This window comes from Pseudoalteromonas sp. CO325X, assembly GCF_004208955.1.
GTDB lineage: Bacteria > Pseudomonadota > Gammaproteobacteria > Enterobacterales > Alteromonadaceae > Pseudoalteromonas > Pseudoalteromonas ruthenica.
Genome location: NZ_SGPG01000010.1, coordinates 13850 through 29872, shown reverse-complemented (window position 1 = coordinate 29872; position 16023 = coordinate 13850). Strand labels below are relative to the sequence as shown.

Here is a 16023-nt window from a genome sequence, read left to right as displayed (position 1 = left end):
TGTACCCTTTTTAAATTGAATATTTAATATTAAAAGACACAAAGTCTCGGTCTGAGAAATTATTCGTCGCACCACCGCCCCAAAAAGAGCTATAGCCTACGTCGAAAGACCAAGTGTTTTGATAATTAAAGTTCAGATTAATCCCCAGCGATTTTCTATCTTCAATGAACAAGTACATTGGGTCAGGTGTAATGCCATTGACATCATGGGAGAATACGAACTTAGGTGAAAAGTTTACGCCTGAAAAAAGGTTGTAAAAATCCCCTTTGGCAATGAGGCGATATCCCCACGCCGAAGCCGTTGGGAATGGGTTTGTTTCTGGGCCATTGGAAAGTGCCATTTGTATAGCTGTGTAATCATCAGCCGGACCTTCGATGACGCCACTGCGGCCAGTCCCCGCCACGTTCAAACGCAGCTCATCGTACTCTGGCATATTATTAACACGCACCCCGCCAACTTCACCTACAACAGCCCAGCTATCAGCACCTAAGGAAGGGCCAAACAGGTGTGTGGCGGTGAATTGTAGTTGTGCCGTGTTGCGCAAGATATAACCTTGTGCCGTTTCGCCAGGACCTACAACTGACGTTGCATTGCCTTGGCTCAACTGTGAAATACCCGCAAATTCAGGGCGTAACCCAGCAACAGCTAGTTGCTCAGGCATACCAGCATAAAGAAGTTCAACGTCATCTGCTTGTAAAGGCTCATCTTCACGGAATGCAAATTCGCCAGAGAATGCAGTCTCGCCTAACGCCGTGTTAAAGCTCAAGCCATATAGTTTAATGTCCTCTGGATATTCCAACACCGCTTTAGTAAACGCCTGCAGGTCGGTGACATTGTCTTCTGTGATTTCCGTCGTCGCCAGCATCGCCAAATCATCGCCGATGGCGGTAAAGTCCGATACTTGACCAGAGATAACTGGGCGGCGGCTATGATAATTAATATAATAAAGCGCCACTTCAGTATCATTAAGTTCAGGCATAAACATACCCAGGCGCAAACCATACTGGCCGCCATCATCGGGTTCAGTTTTACCTTTGTGGCCTTTGCCTTTAAGTGCCACCTTAGTGGGGTATGCCAAGTACATATTAGCCAGCAACTGTTGCCCCGCTGCTGAATTAGGGTCAATTCCCTGCGCCGCTGCGGCCATCTGCCAATCACTGCCAAGGTTGTTGAGGCTCTCAGTTAGAAAGGCAAGGTCAATATCCGGATTGGAGGTAAAGCCTAGCTGTACGTTTTGGTTAAACCCGTTTTCAGAAGCAAAGTCATTGGTTGAGAAATAACTTCCCGATGCTGGTAGACGAGTTTCATGCCATTCGTACTGATAAAAACCTTCTAGATAGATGTTATCGGTAATACCTAGTGAGGCCCATAACATGCCGACGGGAATAAAGGCTTCTTTTACCTCTGAACCGGGGGCTTTGAGACGGTCGATATCTACAGGGTTAACATTGATACCATGAGTAATCAAAGTACTTTCGCCCCAGTTTACAACTTGTTGACCTAAACGCACAGAGAGCGGGTTGCGACCTTCATTGAAATCGAAATCGGCCCAAATAAAGGCATCAAGCAAACGAAAATCAGCACAGACTTGCTCTTTGGTTTCGTCATAGTCACAGGGATCAACCTGCTCCCCTGAGGTAGGGTTGGTGTAAGCAAAGTCACCATCCATCAACGCGAAATCATAAAAATACATGAAGCGCGAGAAGAAGCCGTACATGTCGCCATTGATGGCTAACTCATGTGTGCCTTTTAGCTGCTGTGAAAAGGTATCGCCACTATCAAAGTTTAAGTTACCCGCATCACCGTTATTAGAGTAAGCGCCAGGTTGGGCCCACACATCTGCAGATGAATAGATTGGATTCAAAGCGGCGTTATAACCGGTCCAGTCAAAGCGTGGATGGTTACTTTTACCTATGTTGGCGTCGAAGTTTCTATCTTCCGTACGAATGCTTTGTCCGTATGAAAATGTCGAGTCGAAGTTAACATCGAAGTCCCCGACTGTGAAACTGGCACTGTGTGCGGCGCTACTCATGCCGAGCATCGCTCCCCCTACACAGAGCGCTAAACGATGCTTAGCAAATAGTGGCTGTCTTATCATTGTTGCTTCCCCCCTTTGCGCGGGTAATTAAGATCAAGTTATTGTTTTTAGTGTAGTCTTATACATTAGAAAGGATACGCGAAATTTACAAACAATCTAGATTAATGGCCTGTAATAAGCGTTAATTTTCCTTTATCTGCGCTAATGGTATGACATCCTACCACTATTTTTATACATGACAATAACGTTAACGACAAATGCAATTTACAACTGTTTAAAAATAGCGCACATAAGCAGGTTGAATTAGTGAACGCGCTCTAAGCGAATAAACTTATTATTCGTATCCAATAACAAGCGAAAACGCCCACGGATGCCGATTTGTGACATATAGGGAAGCAGTTTGTTAGCCGGGAAACGAATTTTTCGCCCGGCGTCGTCAATGACTTGTACAGCAGAAATCCGGCCTTTGTAATAGGCCAGACACTGGCTGTAACTCATAGAAAGCGTGAAATAAAATTCTTTAATCTCATTCACTGAGGGCTTTATCTACCTTTTCAAATAAATCTTTGCTGAGTTTTGGTAATACCTTTAAACGCTCTAGTTGCTCTTTCATCAACTGCTGACGCGTACTATCAAAACGTCGCCATGCCAACAACGGCGTGATCAGGCGCGAAGCGTTCTGTGGATTGATATCATTGAGCTTCACTAAGGCATCACCCAATAGCGCGTAGCCCTGCCCGTCTTTGGCATGAAATTGCGTTGGGTTACTCATCGCAAAGGCACCAATAAGAGCACGTACTCGATTGGGGTTACGCCAACTAAAGTGAGGGTGTTGGTATAAACGAGTCAGATTGGCGAAGCTGTCCGAGCCTTTGCGCAGGGCCTGAAGATTAAACCATTTATCCATCACAAGAGTATCATGCTGCCAACGCGCCGCGAACTCGTCTAACATAGCGCCACTGCGAGGGTGTTGAGCAAGGATCAACGCTTTTATCGCCGCCAAAGATAAAGTCATTGAGCCCTGATGTGCCTGAGTCTCAATAAATTCGAGCTGCGTATCTACGCGCGCTAAATACCCCATACAGGTCGCGAGTAACGCTCGCTTGGCAACGCTTTGCTGCGATTGCTGCTTATCGTCGCTGAGTTGGGTCACTACTTCGCTCAGCAGCACTTGCAAGTGCTCGGCAATTTGTTGCGCAAATGCCTCAGTCACAGCAGTGATGGCATCAACAGGGACTTGATCAAAATGAGCACTCAAGGTATCAAAGCTAGGTAGCTGTAATAGCTCTGCGACTAAGGCCAGATCATGTTCTTGACCGGCTAGTGCGGCATTAAGTAAGTCACTCAACGTGGCTAACACTGCTTCATCAAGCTGGGCTTTTTCGCCCCGCCCAAGTTCGTCTAGGATACACCCGCTTAATGCACTTTGCTGCGCATCCCAGCGGGAGAAGTCGCTGCTAGCATGGCGCACTATATGCAATTGATCGTTAAGGCTCTGCTCAAACTGAACTTTAACCGGCGCGGAGAAATCCTCAAACAGCACCGCTACGGGTCGCTCGGTGATGTTATCAAACACGAACTGCTGTTCACTTTGGTGTAACTGCAATACGTTATCAGCGACGCCATGCGCATTTAAGCTCAATGCCTTACCTTGGCTATCAAGCAGTTCAATCGCCACAGGGATGAGCAAATTATCTTTGCTTGGTTGATCTGCTGTCGGGCTATGATGCTGACTCAGGGTGAGTACATATTGCTGCTGTTGCGCGTCGAACTGTTCCTGAACATGCACTTGTGGGGTACCCGATTGGCTGTACCAGTGTTTAAACTGTGAGGCATCAAAGCCATTCGCATCACTCATAGCGCTAATGAAATCATCACAAGTCACCGCTTGGCCGTCATGACGCTCGATGTAGCACTGCATGCCTTTTTGGAAGCCTTGCTCACCCAGCAATGTATGCAGCATACGGATCACTTCGGCGCCCTTATCATACACTGTCACGGTATAAAAATTATTCATTTCTAATACCTTCTCAGGGCGAATAGGATGAGCCATTGGCCCCGCATCTTCAGCGAACTGATGTGTGCGCATCACCTTCACCGCATCAATTCGGTTGAGGGCCCGTGAGCCTAGATCGCTGCTGAACTCCTGATCTCGAAACACCGTCAACCCCTCTTTCAAAGAGAGCTGAAACCAATCCCGACAAGTCACACGGTTACCGGTCCAATTATGGAAGTATTCGTGACCGACAATAGACTCAATCAAATGGAAATCGCGATCCGTTGAGGTTTCTTCATTGGCGAGCACACATTTCGAGTTAAAGACATTTAACCCTTTGTTTTCCATCGCTCCCATATTGAAAAAGTCGACCGCCACTATCATGTACACATCAAGGTCGTATTCAAGATTAAAGCGCTGTTCATCCCATTGCATTGCCCGCTTGAGCGACGCCATCGCATGCGGGGCTTTACTTAAATTCCCCTTATCTACATAGAGCTCTAATGCCACGTCACGACCAGAGACGGTTGTGTAGCTATCACGTAATACGTCGAAGTCCCCGGCTACCAAGGCAAATAAGTAGCTTGGCTTTTTAAAGGGGTCGTGCCAAGTTGCAAAGTGGCGGCCATCGGCTAAGTCACCGCTGGCAATCTTGTTGCCATTTGACAGTAGATAGGGGAACTGGGCTTTATCCGCTTTGATGGTGACCTCGTACTCGGCCATAACATCGGGTCTATCAAGGAAGTAGGTGATTTTACGAAACCCCTCAGCTTCACATTGGGTGCAATAAGCACCGTCTGATAAATACAGGCCTTCTAATGAGCTATTGGTTTGTGGCGAACAGGCCGTTGTTATCTCTAGTACAAAGTGTTGTGGCACATCGCGCAGCAGTAATTGCTCGTCGTTAATGTCGTAGTTGGTGAACGTATGACCATCAACTTTCACTTCTTTAAGAGTTAAATCTATACCATCTAACACTAAGTCGTTTGCCGGGTTTGCCTCATTGCGACGCACCTCGGAGCGGGCATACACTGTGGTTTGCGTCGGCTGTAAATCAACGTCCAAGGTAAGGGTATCAATAAAAAAGTGAGGGGGTTGGTAGTCTTTTAAATACTTCGCATTGCCATGCTGGGAGGTCATATAGGACAGTCCTCTGTTGCTCATAGTGGGCATCAGGTGATGCCCACGTTATAGGTTATTCGCTACGTTGCGCTTGTGTTTCAGGCTGTAAGTGTTTTGGCTCTAGCTTTAAAATCTTAATACCGAAATAAGCATAGATCACTGCTAACACTGGATTAATCAAATTAAAGAAGGCGTATAGAGCGTAATCAAATGGGTTAATTAGCAGGACACTTTGCATGTAGGCACCACAGGTATTCCAAGGGATAAGTGGGCTGGTTATAGTGCCGCCATCTTCTAACGTACGTGACAAATTCACTGGGCGTAAGCCCCGTTTTTTGTATTCTTCTTTAAACATTCGACCCGGCACGACAATAGCAATGTACTGATCAGCAGCGACTAAATTGGTGCCGATACATGTGGCGATAGTGGATGCGATAAGCGAACCTGTGGATTTAGCTATTTTTAAGATGCTGCGCACAAACACATCCAGCAGGCCGGTCTTTTCCATGATAGCGCCGAACATCAACGCCATCATAATGAGCCAAGTGGTAGTCAACATCCCTGACATGCCGCCGCCTGAGAGCAAGCTATCCATTTTTGCATTGCCAGTTTGAATAGCAAAACCGTCAAAAAAGGTTGCCCAAACTAGCTTAAAATAGCCAACTAATTGGCCTTGGGAGACATCCACTTGGCTGGCTAATAATTCGCCTTGGAACAGCAGCGCCCACACCGCGCCTAATACTGCCCCAATAGAAATTGCCGGGAATGCCGGCATTTTGCGAATAGCCAGTGCCAACAACACCACTAAAGGCACCAAGTTGACGATGCTAATGTTAAAGTTGTCCTGCAACAGCCCAACCATGTTATCTATGCCTGCGGTATCACTGCTCACATCGGCGTTAAAGCCCATAAAGATGAAAATAATCACGGCTATCACAAAACTCGGAACCGTGGTCCAAAGCATGTGGTGGATATGAGTAAATAAGTCGGCCCCTGCCACTGCTGGCGCAAGGTTAGTGGTTTCCGACAGTGGGCTGAGCTTATCGCCGAAGTAAGCACCGGATATAACCGCACCGGCGGTGACCACAGGATCTAAGTCTAACCCATTGGCTACCCCGAGTAAGGCCACACCTATGGTAGCTGCGGTCGTCCAAGAGCTACCGATACTCATCGCCACAATTCCGCATATAACGCAGCTTGCGGCATAAAACCAATGCGGGTTAATAATTTGTAGGCCGTAATAGATGAGCGTCGGCACGGTGCCCGATAGCAGCCAGGTGCCAATCAAGGCACCGACCATCAACAGTATTAATATAGCGCCTAAGGAGATGGTGATGCCTTTAATCATCGCCTCTTCAAGGGTTTTCCAGGTATAGCCGTTTTTTAAACCGATCAATGCTGCGGTGAACGTCGCAAACAGTAAGGCTATTTGATTGGGGCCTGACGACGAGCTGTCACCATAGAGATACACCGCTGCGCCGAGCAAACAAATAAGCACGACGATGGGGATCAATGCATCAAGAAACTTAGCTTCTTTGGTGGTTGTCACAATGATTCTCCTGCCCTCGCCTTAAGCACGACACACGAGGGTTATTGTTATTATCAGCGCAAAGAGTACCAGAGGAAAACATTTTTAACACCGTCTAAACGACAAAAAGGGCGCTCAAAGCGCCCTTTTTCGTGGTTTTTGGTTACTTATTGTTCTTCGCCAATCGCCCTTGTCTAATATAATCTTGGGTGATCAACGCCGCCTCTTCCAAGAATGGGTCGAATTCATCTAATACCTCAGGGGCATCATCAACGTCTTCCACTTTTTCCAATCCTAGACGCGCAAGCCGTTCGTTGGTGCGCTTCAAGGCAAGCTCTTTGCGCTCATCACGTTGGTTAAGGCGCTCTTTCTCATTCAAAGAGATGAATTTACGATCTTTCTCTTCTTTGTACTTTTTGATGTCTTGCATCACGTAATTGAACTCAGGCTCACTGGCAACACGCTTATCGTGCTCCTTCGCCAAATAATTGATGGTGTCATCAAGGGTATCGACCATCGCGTAATTAGCACGGACAATGCTATCCCATGGCAACGCATTGTCTTCTTGACTCTCTCCCCACTCTGCAGGGTCTATCGGAGAAGGCAATTCAATATCAGGAACCACGCCTTTGTGCTGGGTACTACCACCATCAATACGGTAGAACTTAGCGATGGTGTACTGCACGCTACCCAGTGGGTTGTCGTACAAGTCGTAGTTGCGTCCCAGGCCTCGGTGTTGCTGCACCGTGCCCTTACCAAAGGTTTGCTCACCAATGATCACCGCACGACCGTAATCTTGCATAGCCGCCGCGAAAATTTCCGATGCCGATGCGCTGTAACGGTCCACTAATACAGTCAATGGACCATCATAATAGGTCACACCATCACGGTCTTTTTGCTGCTCAATTCGCCCATTAAGAGTATGAATTTGCACCACCGGCCCTTGATCGATAAACAAGCCTGTCAGCTTGGTGGCTTCGTACAAGGAGCCGCCACCATTTTGGCGTAAATCAATAACTACGCCATCTACTTTTTGCTCTTTTAACTTGACCAGCTCGCCTTTAACATCCTCAGAGAGGTTGTTATAAAAGCCTGGAATTTCAATCACGCCAATTTTGCTGGTCAGTTCAGAATAGCTGGCTTCGAACACACTCGATTTCGCAGCACGGTCTTCAAGACGCACTTTATCACGTGTGATCTCTACTACTTTGGGCATGCCGTGGTCGTCTTTCCCCTCTAGGTACTGCAACCGCACCACAGTGCCTTTAGGGCCTTTAATTAGATCAACGACATCATCTAAACGCCAACCGATCACATCAACAAAATCGTCTTCCCCTTGAGCAACACCGACAATGCGGTCTTCGGGGCTGATTTCACCGGTTTTATCCGCTGGGCCGCCGGGCACTAGAGAGCGAATAACGGTGTAGTCTTCGTCGTAACTGAGGACCGCGCCAATGCCTTCGAGTTCAAGATCCATGTCCATCTTGAACTGCTCAGCACGTCGTGGTGATAAATAGGAAGTATGAGCTTCAATAGAACGCGCGAACGCGTTCATAATAATTTGGAAAGCGTCTTCGCTTTTTGTTTGCACTAGGCGTTTTAACGTGTAGGTATAGCGTTTTTCCAATACCTCTTTGATGCCTTCCCAGTCTTTGCCGGTCAGCTTCAAACGCAGCGCATCGTATTTGACCTTTTGTCGCCATAACTCATTGAGTTCTTCCTGCGTTTTCGCATAGGGCGCCTGTTCACGGTCAAAGTAATATTTGTCGTCCTTAGTGAAGTCAAATTCATTCTCAAGTAAAGACAATGAATAGTCATAGCGCTCGAAACGACGCTTCATACTAAGGTTAAATAAATCATAGGCAAAATCGAGTTTGCCGGATTTCAACGCATTATCAAACTTATCACGATATTGCTCGTACTTAGCAATGTCCTGCTCTAGGAAGATAGTGCGATTGAAATCCAACGATTCAATGTAACGGTCGTACATTTGCTCCGACAGTTCATCATTGAATCGTATTGGCTTGTAGTGTGCACGTGTGAAGAGATTCGTCACTCGTTTACTTGCTGTACTGTGTTGCGACTCCTGCTGTAAGGTCGGCAAATCAGCCATGGTGACCTTATCCAGTGAGGCTAAGGCCGGTGCTGCTACAAGGGCAGCGACCAGTGGGATGAGTGAAAACGACTTACTCATGCACAACTCCTTCTTTTTATACTAGGTATAAGCTATCTGCTTTAGTTTTTACCTGCATGCCGGTGACTAATTCAACGTGGATATCATCTTTGTTGACTTCAGTGATAGTACCGTTGACTAGCGCCTGACCTAGTTTAACTTTAACTTTGGTATTAGCCTTGACCTTGTCGCTTGGCAAAGGTTCAACTTTGTTACTACGACGCGGTGCAGGTTCTGCATTCTTTTTGACTTTAGCGCCTTTAGGGTGAGGCTTACCAGGTCCACTTGGACGTTTTTTGTAACCCTTTGTATCACCGTCTTTAGCACCACGAGCAGGCTTTTTACGTTTAGCCATTTTTGCGCGGCTTTGCTCAAGCGCAGTTTTTGCATGCTCAACGTGCTCTTGCTCTACTTTTTCTGCTTGGTTGCCATCTAAATCAACGCGGTATTCGTTGTTAACAACCGCTTCAAGGTAGCGCCAGTGTGAAGTGTACTTTCTCAACGCTTGACGAACTTGCGTTTTGCTGACCTTTTCACTGCCTTCAATACGCTCAGCAATGTCTTTAAAAATACCGACTTTAAGTGGCTTAATGCCTTCTTTTTGTTTAAAACAATTGGGAAATTCCTGGTATAGGAATTCCAATACTTCGTTTATGTCTTTTAGCTTGTTTGTGGTTTCCATTTCTAAACCTTAAATTTACATCTGCTCGTCTTGCGCCGAGTCGACATAGTGTTCAACCCAGTCCATTAATTCTTCGTGTTCAGCATCGAGAAGCGCGGTGTCTCCGCGTAATTGCTCCCAAATACCGTTAATTATTTCATCTATGCGTTCGCAGCTTAGATCATCATCCAAGCGTTCCCATGCATGGTGGATTAGTTCGTTGTAACGCTCAGTAACGAACTCCTCTTCCCCTTCCCAGTCGCCAATATCGGACTGTGCGAAAAGGTAGTCATGTACACTAAGTAAGTCTTTCATTACAGGTATTTTTCGATGCTGTGAACTAGCTTCTCAAGGCCCTGCTTATCTTGCTCATCGAACCGTCCCACTGTCGGGCTGTCAATGTCAAGAACGGCAATGGCATTTCCTTGCTTTTTCACCACCACCACAACTTCAGAGTTTGACGCCGCATCGCAGGCGATATGCCCAGGGAATTGATGAACGTCAGTTACCAGTTGAGTGGTGTCTTCAGCAACAGCTGTACCACACACACCTTTTCCAACTTCAATGCGTACACACGCTGGTTTTCCTTGGAACGGCCCTAACACCATTTGTTGTGGCGACTCCAAAATGTAAAACCCTGCCCAGTTTATATCCTCTAAAGACATAAATAACAGCGCACTAATGTTCGCCATATTAGCAATTTGATTGGTTTCATCACTGACCAGCGCGAGTGCTTGCTGTGTCAGGGATTCATAAAAGGCTTCTTTACTCATTCACACTACTACTTCACATAGAATACGCAGTGTTTAAGGTACTCTTTGTGGCGCGCAAATGAAACCTTTTATCATGAAAAAAGTGATGCAGTCGCTTGAAAAAACGCTGATTGATTATTTTTACGCCATGAAGATAGGTAAGATTAAGCTTCGCGGGCGCTGCCCCGGCGCAGGGCAAACAAGAACAGTCCACTTCCAAGTGCCGCCATCAGTGCGTTGACAATGAGTAAAAACCCCGCCTGCGCGCCAAAAGCATAACTGAACAACGCCCCTCCTAGTAGACCTAATGTGAGTACGCCGCTGTAATGCACTTTATTGTACTTGTACATTAGCAAATAGCCGGGGACGACAAACACAGCCATCGCCAATCCCAAGATATGGGCGTTAGCAATAGCAGATAGTAATACGGCAAAAAATAATTGCGCGCCGTTTTGCTGTGCCCCTAAGGCGTAATAAATGCCTAACACCACACCAATCAATACCGGTGCTAATAAGGAATATAAAACTGCTTTTGCGAGGGTGTGTTTCATAATAGTGACTGCTGAACATGATTTATGAAAGCATTGCAGATCTGCAAAATCCTGCCAATAGCGACGTTAGTCGTAGAAAGCAAAAAGGCCTCAGCATATGCTGAGGCCTTTAATAGTGGCGGAGAGATAGGGATTCGAACCCTAGATGGGCTATTAACCCATGCCGGTTTTCAAGACCGGTGCATTCAACCGCTCTGCCATCTCTCCTGAAGCGGTACTTAGATAACTGCGTCACCTAAATAAAAATTAAGTGGCGGAGAGATAGGGATTCGAACCCTAGATGGGCTATTAACCCATGCCGGTTTTCAAGACCGGTGCATTCAACCGCTCTGCCATCTCTCCGCAGCGGCGTGCATATTAGTGAAATGCCTGACGTTTGTGAAGAGTTATTTTAAAATAATGTTCTAAATGGCTATTTTTTATCACAATCGCACAGCAATCGAACAATTTGCGAATTTTGCAGTCTATTGAAAGGTAAAGGTTTGCCCATATATAGAAGACTTGGTAATCTTTAACTCAGGTGCCCTCGGGTACTTCGAGGATCGATTTCAATTTAAGGAGTTTCACAATGGCGTTTAATAACTCGTACAGCTCGGCTAAGCCGGTGATGTCGACCATTGAGACAAATAAGGTTTTAAAAAACACTTACTTTTTACTCGCGATGACGTTGGCATTTAGTGCTGTGACAGCGGGTATTTCAATGGCGCTTAACCCACCGTTCTTTACCGGTATCGTTTGTTCACTGATTGCCCTCGGCATGTTGTTCATTATCAACAAAAAAGCAGACTCTTCAGCGGGTGTGCTACTGACCTTTGCCTTTACCGGTATTCTTGGTTTCGGCCTCGGTCCGATGTTGAACCACTATGCTGCGATGGCAAACGGCCCAATGTTGATCATGCAAGCACTAGGTTCAACGGCGCTGATCTTCTTTGGTCTTTCTGCTTATGCACTAACGACTAAGAAAGACTTCTCCTTTATGGGCGGTTTTTTGATGGTTGGCTTGGTTGTTGTGATTATCACCAGCATCGTTAATATCTTTATCGGTAGCTCGATGGTGTTCATGGTCACTAATGCAGCCGTTGTGCTTATCATGTCAGGCCTCATCCTGTTTGATACCAGCCGCATCATTAACGGTGGTGAAACTAACTACGTGCGTGCAACTGTGGCGTTGTACCTAAACGTATATAACTTATTCACTTCGTTACTGCACCTACTTGGCGCAGCTGATGACTAATTAGCAATATTTGCTAAAATGAGCCCCATTCATTGGGGCTTTTTTGTGGATGTAATTTGGCCAGCTTCGTATTATCACTGCATAGCGCACCGAGTGATGCCATCACTTTGGTGGCGCTCAAACGCTTTGTTGACAATGCCCTCTCGCTTGGGCACCAAATAAAAACGATTTTTCTCTATCAAGATGGGGTTTATCATGCGCTGGATCAGTTCGATGTCAGTAGCGATGAATTCGATGTCGCAGCGCTGTGGCAGCAGCTCTTTGATAGCGGAATTGAATTGAGCCTGTGTATCACCGCAGCTAACAAGCGTGGCATTGACACCGAGCAGGTTAAACTATTTACCGTCTCGGGACTTGCAGAGTTTGCCATGCTCGCCACTGACGCCGACAGGTGGGTACAATTCAAATGAATAACATCTTAGTCATCTCTAAACACGGGCCCTATCATCAGCAAAGTCTGCGCGAGTCCTTAGATATGGTCCTTATTTTCGCCGCTATTGATCAGCAGGTTACCTGGTTACTAGAAGGTGCAGCGGTACTCTCACTAGTGAAAAATCAACGCCCCAGTGCGCAGCAACAAAAAGACTTCACTAAAGCCATCGGCATGTTGGAAATCTATGATATCGAATCTGTCTATGTGTGCGCCGATGCGCTGAACGAGCATGGCTTGAGCACAGATGACTTGGCGGTAGACGTACAAATCGCCCAAGACAATGACAAGCGTGCACTAATCAAGCAAGTGGATAAGGTAGTGACTTTATGAGCAAAGGTACATTATTCATTGTGCGTAGCGCACTTAGCGAGCACCCTGCTCTGAGCAGCATCATTAGCAAGGAAGACGGCGTGTTACTGCGCGCTGAGGCCTGTTACAATGCGTCGGCTTTTGTAGGGCTGGGTGTGGCCACTTATGCCCTTGAACAAGATGTGAATGCCTGTGGCGGGCACCATCGCACAACAGGTGTCACCGTGATTAACGATGCGCAATGGGTCGAATTGACCTTACAATACCAACGAACAATCAGTGAGTAAATCAGTGAGTAACATGATTGAATTCAACGGCCAAGAAATAGCAACAGACAAACAAGGCTATCTGCTCGATAGTAGCCAGTGGCATAAAGAGTTAGCCCCAGTTATCGCCGCGCAAGAGAACATTGAACTCACAGACGCGCATTGGGAAGTGGTGATGTTTGTCCGTGACTTTTATCAGGAATTTGATACCAGCCCAGCGATTCGTATGCTGGTAAAGGCCATGGCAAAGAAACTGGGAGAGGACAAGGGTAATAGCAAATACTTGTATAAGCTCTTTCCCAAGGGGCCGGCAAAACAAGCAACTAAAATAGCCGGTTTACCCAAACCGGCTCGATGTATTTAGCCTTACCACCAACAAGCTATGCTGAGCTTGTCAGGATCATCTGGCAGGCTCAGAAACTTTTCTTTTGAGCCAACATACCACCTTTTAAAGTTTCTTCGCTTTGCGCCGAAAGGGGATAGTCCAAGCACCAAACTTATACCTTCCTGAATATCTTCGTTTCCGTAATCGGCCCCGCCCTTAAGCTCCTTCTTAATTCGAGGAACCACCACACGATAGGTTTTCTCTGCTTCTTCTTTAGCAAATATCTGCTCCACACCCATTGTTAAGGTGGTAAGGGGCGATGCAGTTCTCAAGTCCTTTAGGAAGGCAGCGAAGCGTCCCTATTCGGTACTTTTAAGTTCCATTTTGAGTTCTCCATTATCACATAAAAAATGATTAGGTCCGTCAAGGTAAAAACGATGATATCTATCGTTATATTTGCCTCCTGCTCCCAATAAATAATAACGGGCGCAAAAATCAAACAAATACTGGAGGCAAGATAACAACACCCTATTAGCTTCAGCTTACCCCCAGTGAAGATTTTGCGTTCATAGCCTATACCGTATAAAGCAATGACCGCAAAAAATGTCGTTACTGTAGATGCAGTATTAACAGCCATAGAAAAGTAAGACTGCTCCATTTCTTGGTAAGCTGAAAACGGTACTGCGCTAGCCAATGAATTTCCAATTATGAGTAACCAAAAAAATAGCTTCGCTAAAAATTTGAACCTCATAGAGCCCTACTCTAGCTTAATCTAAGCCATTAAGGGCGCCACGTACACTGCGATACAGGGCTCCCATGGTCGAGTCAAAGACCCACTTAATCATTTTATAAGTAAGCTCAAACGCTTTGCCCACGACCTTGCCCGCGAAAACCAGCATATGCCCTAATAAACCCAAGGTTTGCTCGGCAAAACGCGCAGATGCCTTCGCTACTTGTTCTAAGGTACGCGCGACCATATCGTAAAATGTCAACGAGCTGCTGATCGCCGCTTGCGTTACCACTGCCGTGTAATACCCGGAGTCTTTCAACAAGGTGATCAATGCTGAGCTTATTTTATCCGCCCAATGGCTTGAGAATGACGCCTGAGCTCTGTCTTCAAAACGAAGGCGCACAGGCTGGCTCAAGAAATTATCTGAGCGCTGCTTTAAGGTGGACCAGTCGCTGGCACTAGCGGTGTTTAAGTAACCTGGAGTGCCATCGAGCTTATGGGCCGACACGTTAAGGCCTTGGCCATCGTCGAGGCGGAATTCACTGCCATTAAACGGCGCGTGAATAAAAGGCCAAAGCGGCACTTTAGGAACCGGATCGGCACCATGAGTAGAGCGGTATATATTCTCTAGCTTCGTAGTAGTTGAGCGGGCAAAATCGGTCTTACCTACACGCGGTGCGCCAAAGGTATATAGTTTAGTTGGCAAAGAATACTCGGTATTCACCCAATCAGCGGTCAATTGTGCCAACGCCCCGCCTAAGCTGTGGCCAACACAATGCACAACACCTGTGTTGCCGGCTTTGCGGTTACTATCAACAAACTGAGCAAACGCCTGCTTCATGGAGTTGAAGGTTTTATTAAATCCGGCGTGCACCATTTTATTACTGCTGCTGGCGCTGAGACCACAGTTTAAGTCTGTCAGTCCATCACGTAATGAGGCAGTACCACGAATCGCAATAACGCTATCGCCGGCAAACTCGTTGATGCCTTTACCAACAAAAGCAAAGCCCGTGCTTAAGCCGAACAGATGAGAGAAAAAACCACCTGAGACACCGTCAACAACACTGTCACCGGTGACAAACTCAAATGAGTTACGTAGATTAGGGCCAACGATAGAGCGCACATCTAGCACCTTACTTGCACCTTTAGCACGGTACGCCATGGCGGCGAGTTCAGAGGCCTGACGCGGGGAAAGAGTGTTCATAATTACTTAATTCCTTGTATGAGTATTTTTTTGCGTCGCTAAACCGCAGCGATCAGTCTAAGTTGCAGACACCATAAATAGTTTGATATCTGCCCGGTACATCTTTAAATTCAAAGTCGTATATTTTTTCTTCACGCCCTATATCACAGTGCAAATCTTTAAGTTTGGCGGCAACAATATCATTTCCTTCAACTTGACCAATCAACGTGCCCCAGAGCGTGTATTTTTTATCGTCAACAATGACATAAATTGCTTGCGCGATGCCTTCGTTATCGAACATATTGCCCGGCTTTGACGATTCAATATTCTTTTCTTCAAAGTGAAAACGGCCCTGCTCGTCAGTGGTCACACTGTCACTGTAAACGTCGCCATAACTAATATCACGGTGAATGGTCATGTGCGCCAGCGCGTCGCCGTTGTGTTGCACTTGGCCATACACTTCGGGTGATAACTGTACGGTGTGTTTTTTAAAAATTCCGAACATAGCGAATACCTTTATAGAAAGTACTAACAGTGATATACCAACGAGTACAGTGGCAGAGAGCTTAAGCTGTCGGTACCACGACCCAGATTCAACATTGGAATTATCTATCAAAGCGAAGCTCCACATAGTGAAGCGCAACGAGGAAGGGGGACATACCTATGCAGTATGGCGATTCTTCCCTGAGCGCAATTCATTCCTTGGCTAAATGCAAACAACG

18 protein-coding genes and 2 tRNA genes are annotated in these 16023 nt (G+C 46.4%); 5 read left to right on the top strand and 15 right to left on the bottom strand.

Going from position 1 to position 16023, the window contains the following annotated elements:
- Positions 1 to 10 precede the first annotated feature (10 nt).
- From EXT46_RS03535 to EXT46_RS03485, 11 genes are all read right to left on the bottom strand, one after another.
- On the bottom strand, positions 11 to 2098 hold the full coding sequence (locus EXT46_RS03535) for a DUF1302 domain-containing protein (protein ID WP_130145241.1): 2088 nt from the start codon (positions 2096 to 2098) through the stop codon (positions 11 to 13).
- A 243-nt stretch (positions 2099 to 2341) separates the two neighbouring features.
- A complete protein-coding gene (locus EXT46_RS03530) occupies positions 2342 to 2563 on the bottom strand; it encodes a DUF2835 domain-containing protein (protein WP_130145428.1) in 222 nt (73 codons plus the stop codon).
- Between the two features lies 1 nt (position 2564).
- Positions 2565 to 5174: an aminopeptidase N gene (gene pepN / locus EXT46_RS03525; RefSeq protein ID WP_130145239.1), complete on the bottom strand. Its 2610-nt coding sequence runs from the start codon at positions 5172 to 5174 to the stop codon at positions 2565 to 2567.
- Positions 5175 to 5229: 55 nt separating this feature from the next.
- The gene (nhaC, locus tag EXT46_RS03520; protein ID WP_045978717.1) at positions 5230 to 6705 is read right to left on the bottom strand and encodes a Na+/H+ antiporter NhaC; all 1476 of its coding nucleotides are present in this window, start codon (positions 6703 to 6705) and stop codon (positions 5230 to 5232) included.
- A gap of 142 nt (positions 6706 to 6847) precedes the next feature.
- A complete protein-coding gene (gene prc / locus EXT46_RS03515) occupies positions 6848 to 8878 on the bottom strand; it encodes a carboxy terminal-processing peptidase (protein ID WP_130145237.1) in 2031 nt (676 codons plus the stop codon).
- Positions 8879 to 8894: 16 nt separating this feature from the next.
- On the bottom strand, positions 8895 to 9539 hold the full coding sequence (gene proQ, locus EXT46_RS03510; protein WP_022943975.1) for an RNA chaperone ProQ: 645 nt from the start codon (positions 9537 to 9539) through the stop codon (positions 8895 to 8897).
- 15 nt (positions 9540 to 9554) lie between these two features.
- On the bottom strand, positions 9555 to 9833 hold the full coding sequence (locus EXT46_RS03505; RefSeq protein ID WP_022943976.1) for a hypothetical protein: 279 nt from the start codon (positions 9831 to 9833) through the stop codon (positions 9555 to 9557).
- On the bottom strand, positions 9833 to 10291 hold the full coding sequence (locus EXT46_RS03500; protein WP_022943977.1) for a GAF domain-containing protein: 459 nt from the start codon (positions 10289 to 10291) through the stop codon (positions 9833 to 9835). The genes EXT46_RS03505 and EXT46_RS03500 overlap by 1 nt, the downstream gene beginning before the upstream one ends.
- Before the next feature lie 143 nt (positions 10292 to 10434).
- Entirely contained in the window at positions 10435 to 10821 is a 387-nt protein-coding gene (locus EXT46_RS03495) for a hypothetical protein (RefSeq protein WP_022943978.1), read from the bottom strand.
- Positions 10822 to 10937: 116 nt separating this feature from the next.
- Positions 10938 to 11028: transfer RNA gene (locus EXT46_RS03490), tRNA-Ser, on the bottom strand.
- A 44-nt stretch (positions 11029 to 11072) separates the two neighbouring features.
- Positions 11073 to 11163, bottom strand: a tRNA-Ser gene (locus EXT46_RS03485).
- 226 nt (positions 11164 to 11389) lie between these two features.
- Between EXT46_RS03485 and EXT46_RS03480 the strand changes: the two genes are divergently transcribed.
- Genes EXT46_RS03480 through EXT46_RS03460 form a run of 5 tightly spaced genes read left to right on the top strand, consistent with a single transcriptional unit; the run spans position 11390 to position 13427 of the window.
- Positions 11390 to 12055, top strand: a complete 666-nt coding sequence (locus EXT46_RS03480) for a Bax inhibitor-1/YccA family protein (protein WP_022943979.1) — start codon at positions 11390 to 11392, stop codon at positions 12053 to 12055.
- A 56-nt stretch (positions 12056 to 12111) separates the two neighbouring features.
- Positions 12112 to 12465: a sulfurtransferase complex subunit TusD gene (gene tusD, locus EXT46_RS03475; protein WP_130145235.1), complete on the top strand. Its 354-nt coding sequence runs from the start codon at positions 12112 to 12114 to the stop codon at positions 12463 to 12465.
- Positions 12462 to 12818 carry a sulfurtransferase complex subunit TusC gene (tusC, locus tag EXT46_RS03470; protein WP_130145233.1) on the top strand — a complete coding sequence of 119 codons (357 nt, stop codon included), beginning with the start codon at positions 12462 to 12464 and terminating at the stop codon, positions 12816 to 12818. The genes tusD and tusC overlap by 4 nt, the downstream gene beginning before the upstream one ends.
- Positions 12815 to 13084: a DsrH/TusB family sulfur metabolism protein gene (locus EXT46_RS03465; protein WP_130145231.1), complete on the top strand. Its 270-nt coding sequence runs from the start codon at positions 12815 to 12817 to the stop codon at positions 13082 to 13084. Before tusC ends, EXT46_RS03465 begins: the two co-directional genes overlap by 4 nt.
- A gap of 13 nt (positions 13085 to 13097) precedes the next feature.
- A complete protein-coding gene (locus tag EXT46_RS03460; RefSeq protein WP_130145426.1) occupies positions 13098 to 13427 on the top strand; it encodes a TusE/DsrC/DsvC family sulfur relay protein in 330 nt (109 codons plus the stop codon).
- 2 nt (positions 13428 to 13429) lie between these two features.
- On the opposite strand, the gene EXT46_RS03455 is transcribed toward EXT46_RS03460, so the two are convergent.
- The 4 genes from EXT46_RS03455 to EXT46_RS03440 form a co-directional block, all read right to left on the bottom strand.
- Positions 13430 to 13681, bottom strand: a complete 252-nt coding sequence (locus tag EXT46_RS03455; RefSeq protein WP_130145229.1) for a hypothetical protein — start codon at positions 13679 to 13681, stop codon at positions 13430 to 13432.
- Positions 13682 to 13725: 44 nt separating this feature from the next.
- Positions 13726 to 14082 carry a hypothetical protein gene (locus EXT46_RS03450; RefSeq protein ID WP_130145227.1) on the bottom strand — a complete coding sequence of 119 codons (357 nt, stop codon included), beginning with the start codon at positions 14080 to 14082 and terminating at the stop codon, positions 13726 to 13728.
- Between the two features lie 73 nt (positions 14083 to 14155).
- Positions 14156 to 15322 (bottom strand): lipase family protein, encoded by a 1167-nt coding sequence (locus EXT46_RS03445; RefSeq protein ID WP_053911359.1) that lies wholly within the window; start codon positions 15320 to 15322, stop codon positions 14156 to 14158.
- Between the two features lie 52 nt (positions 15323 to 15374).
- Positions 15375 to 15806, bottom strand: coding sequence for a DUF6795 domain-containing protein (locus EXT46_RS03440; RefSeq protein ID WP_053911360.1), 432 nt, complete (start codon positions 15804 to 15806; stop codon positions 15375 to 15377).
- Between the last annotated feature and the right edge of the window lie 217 nt (positions 15807 to 16023).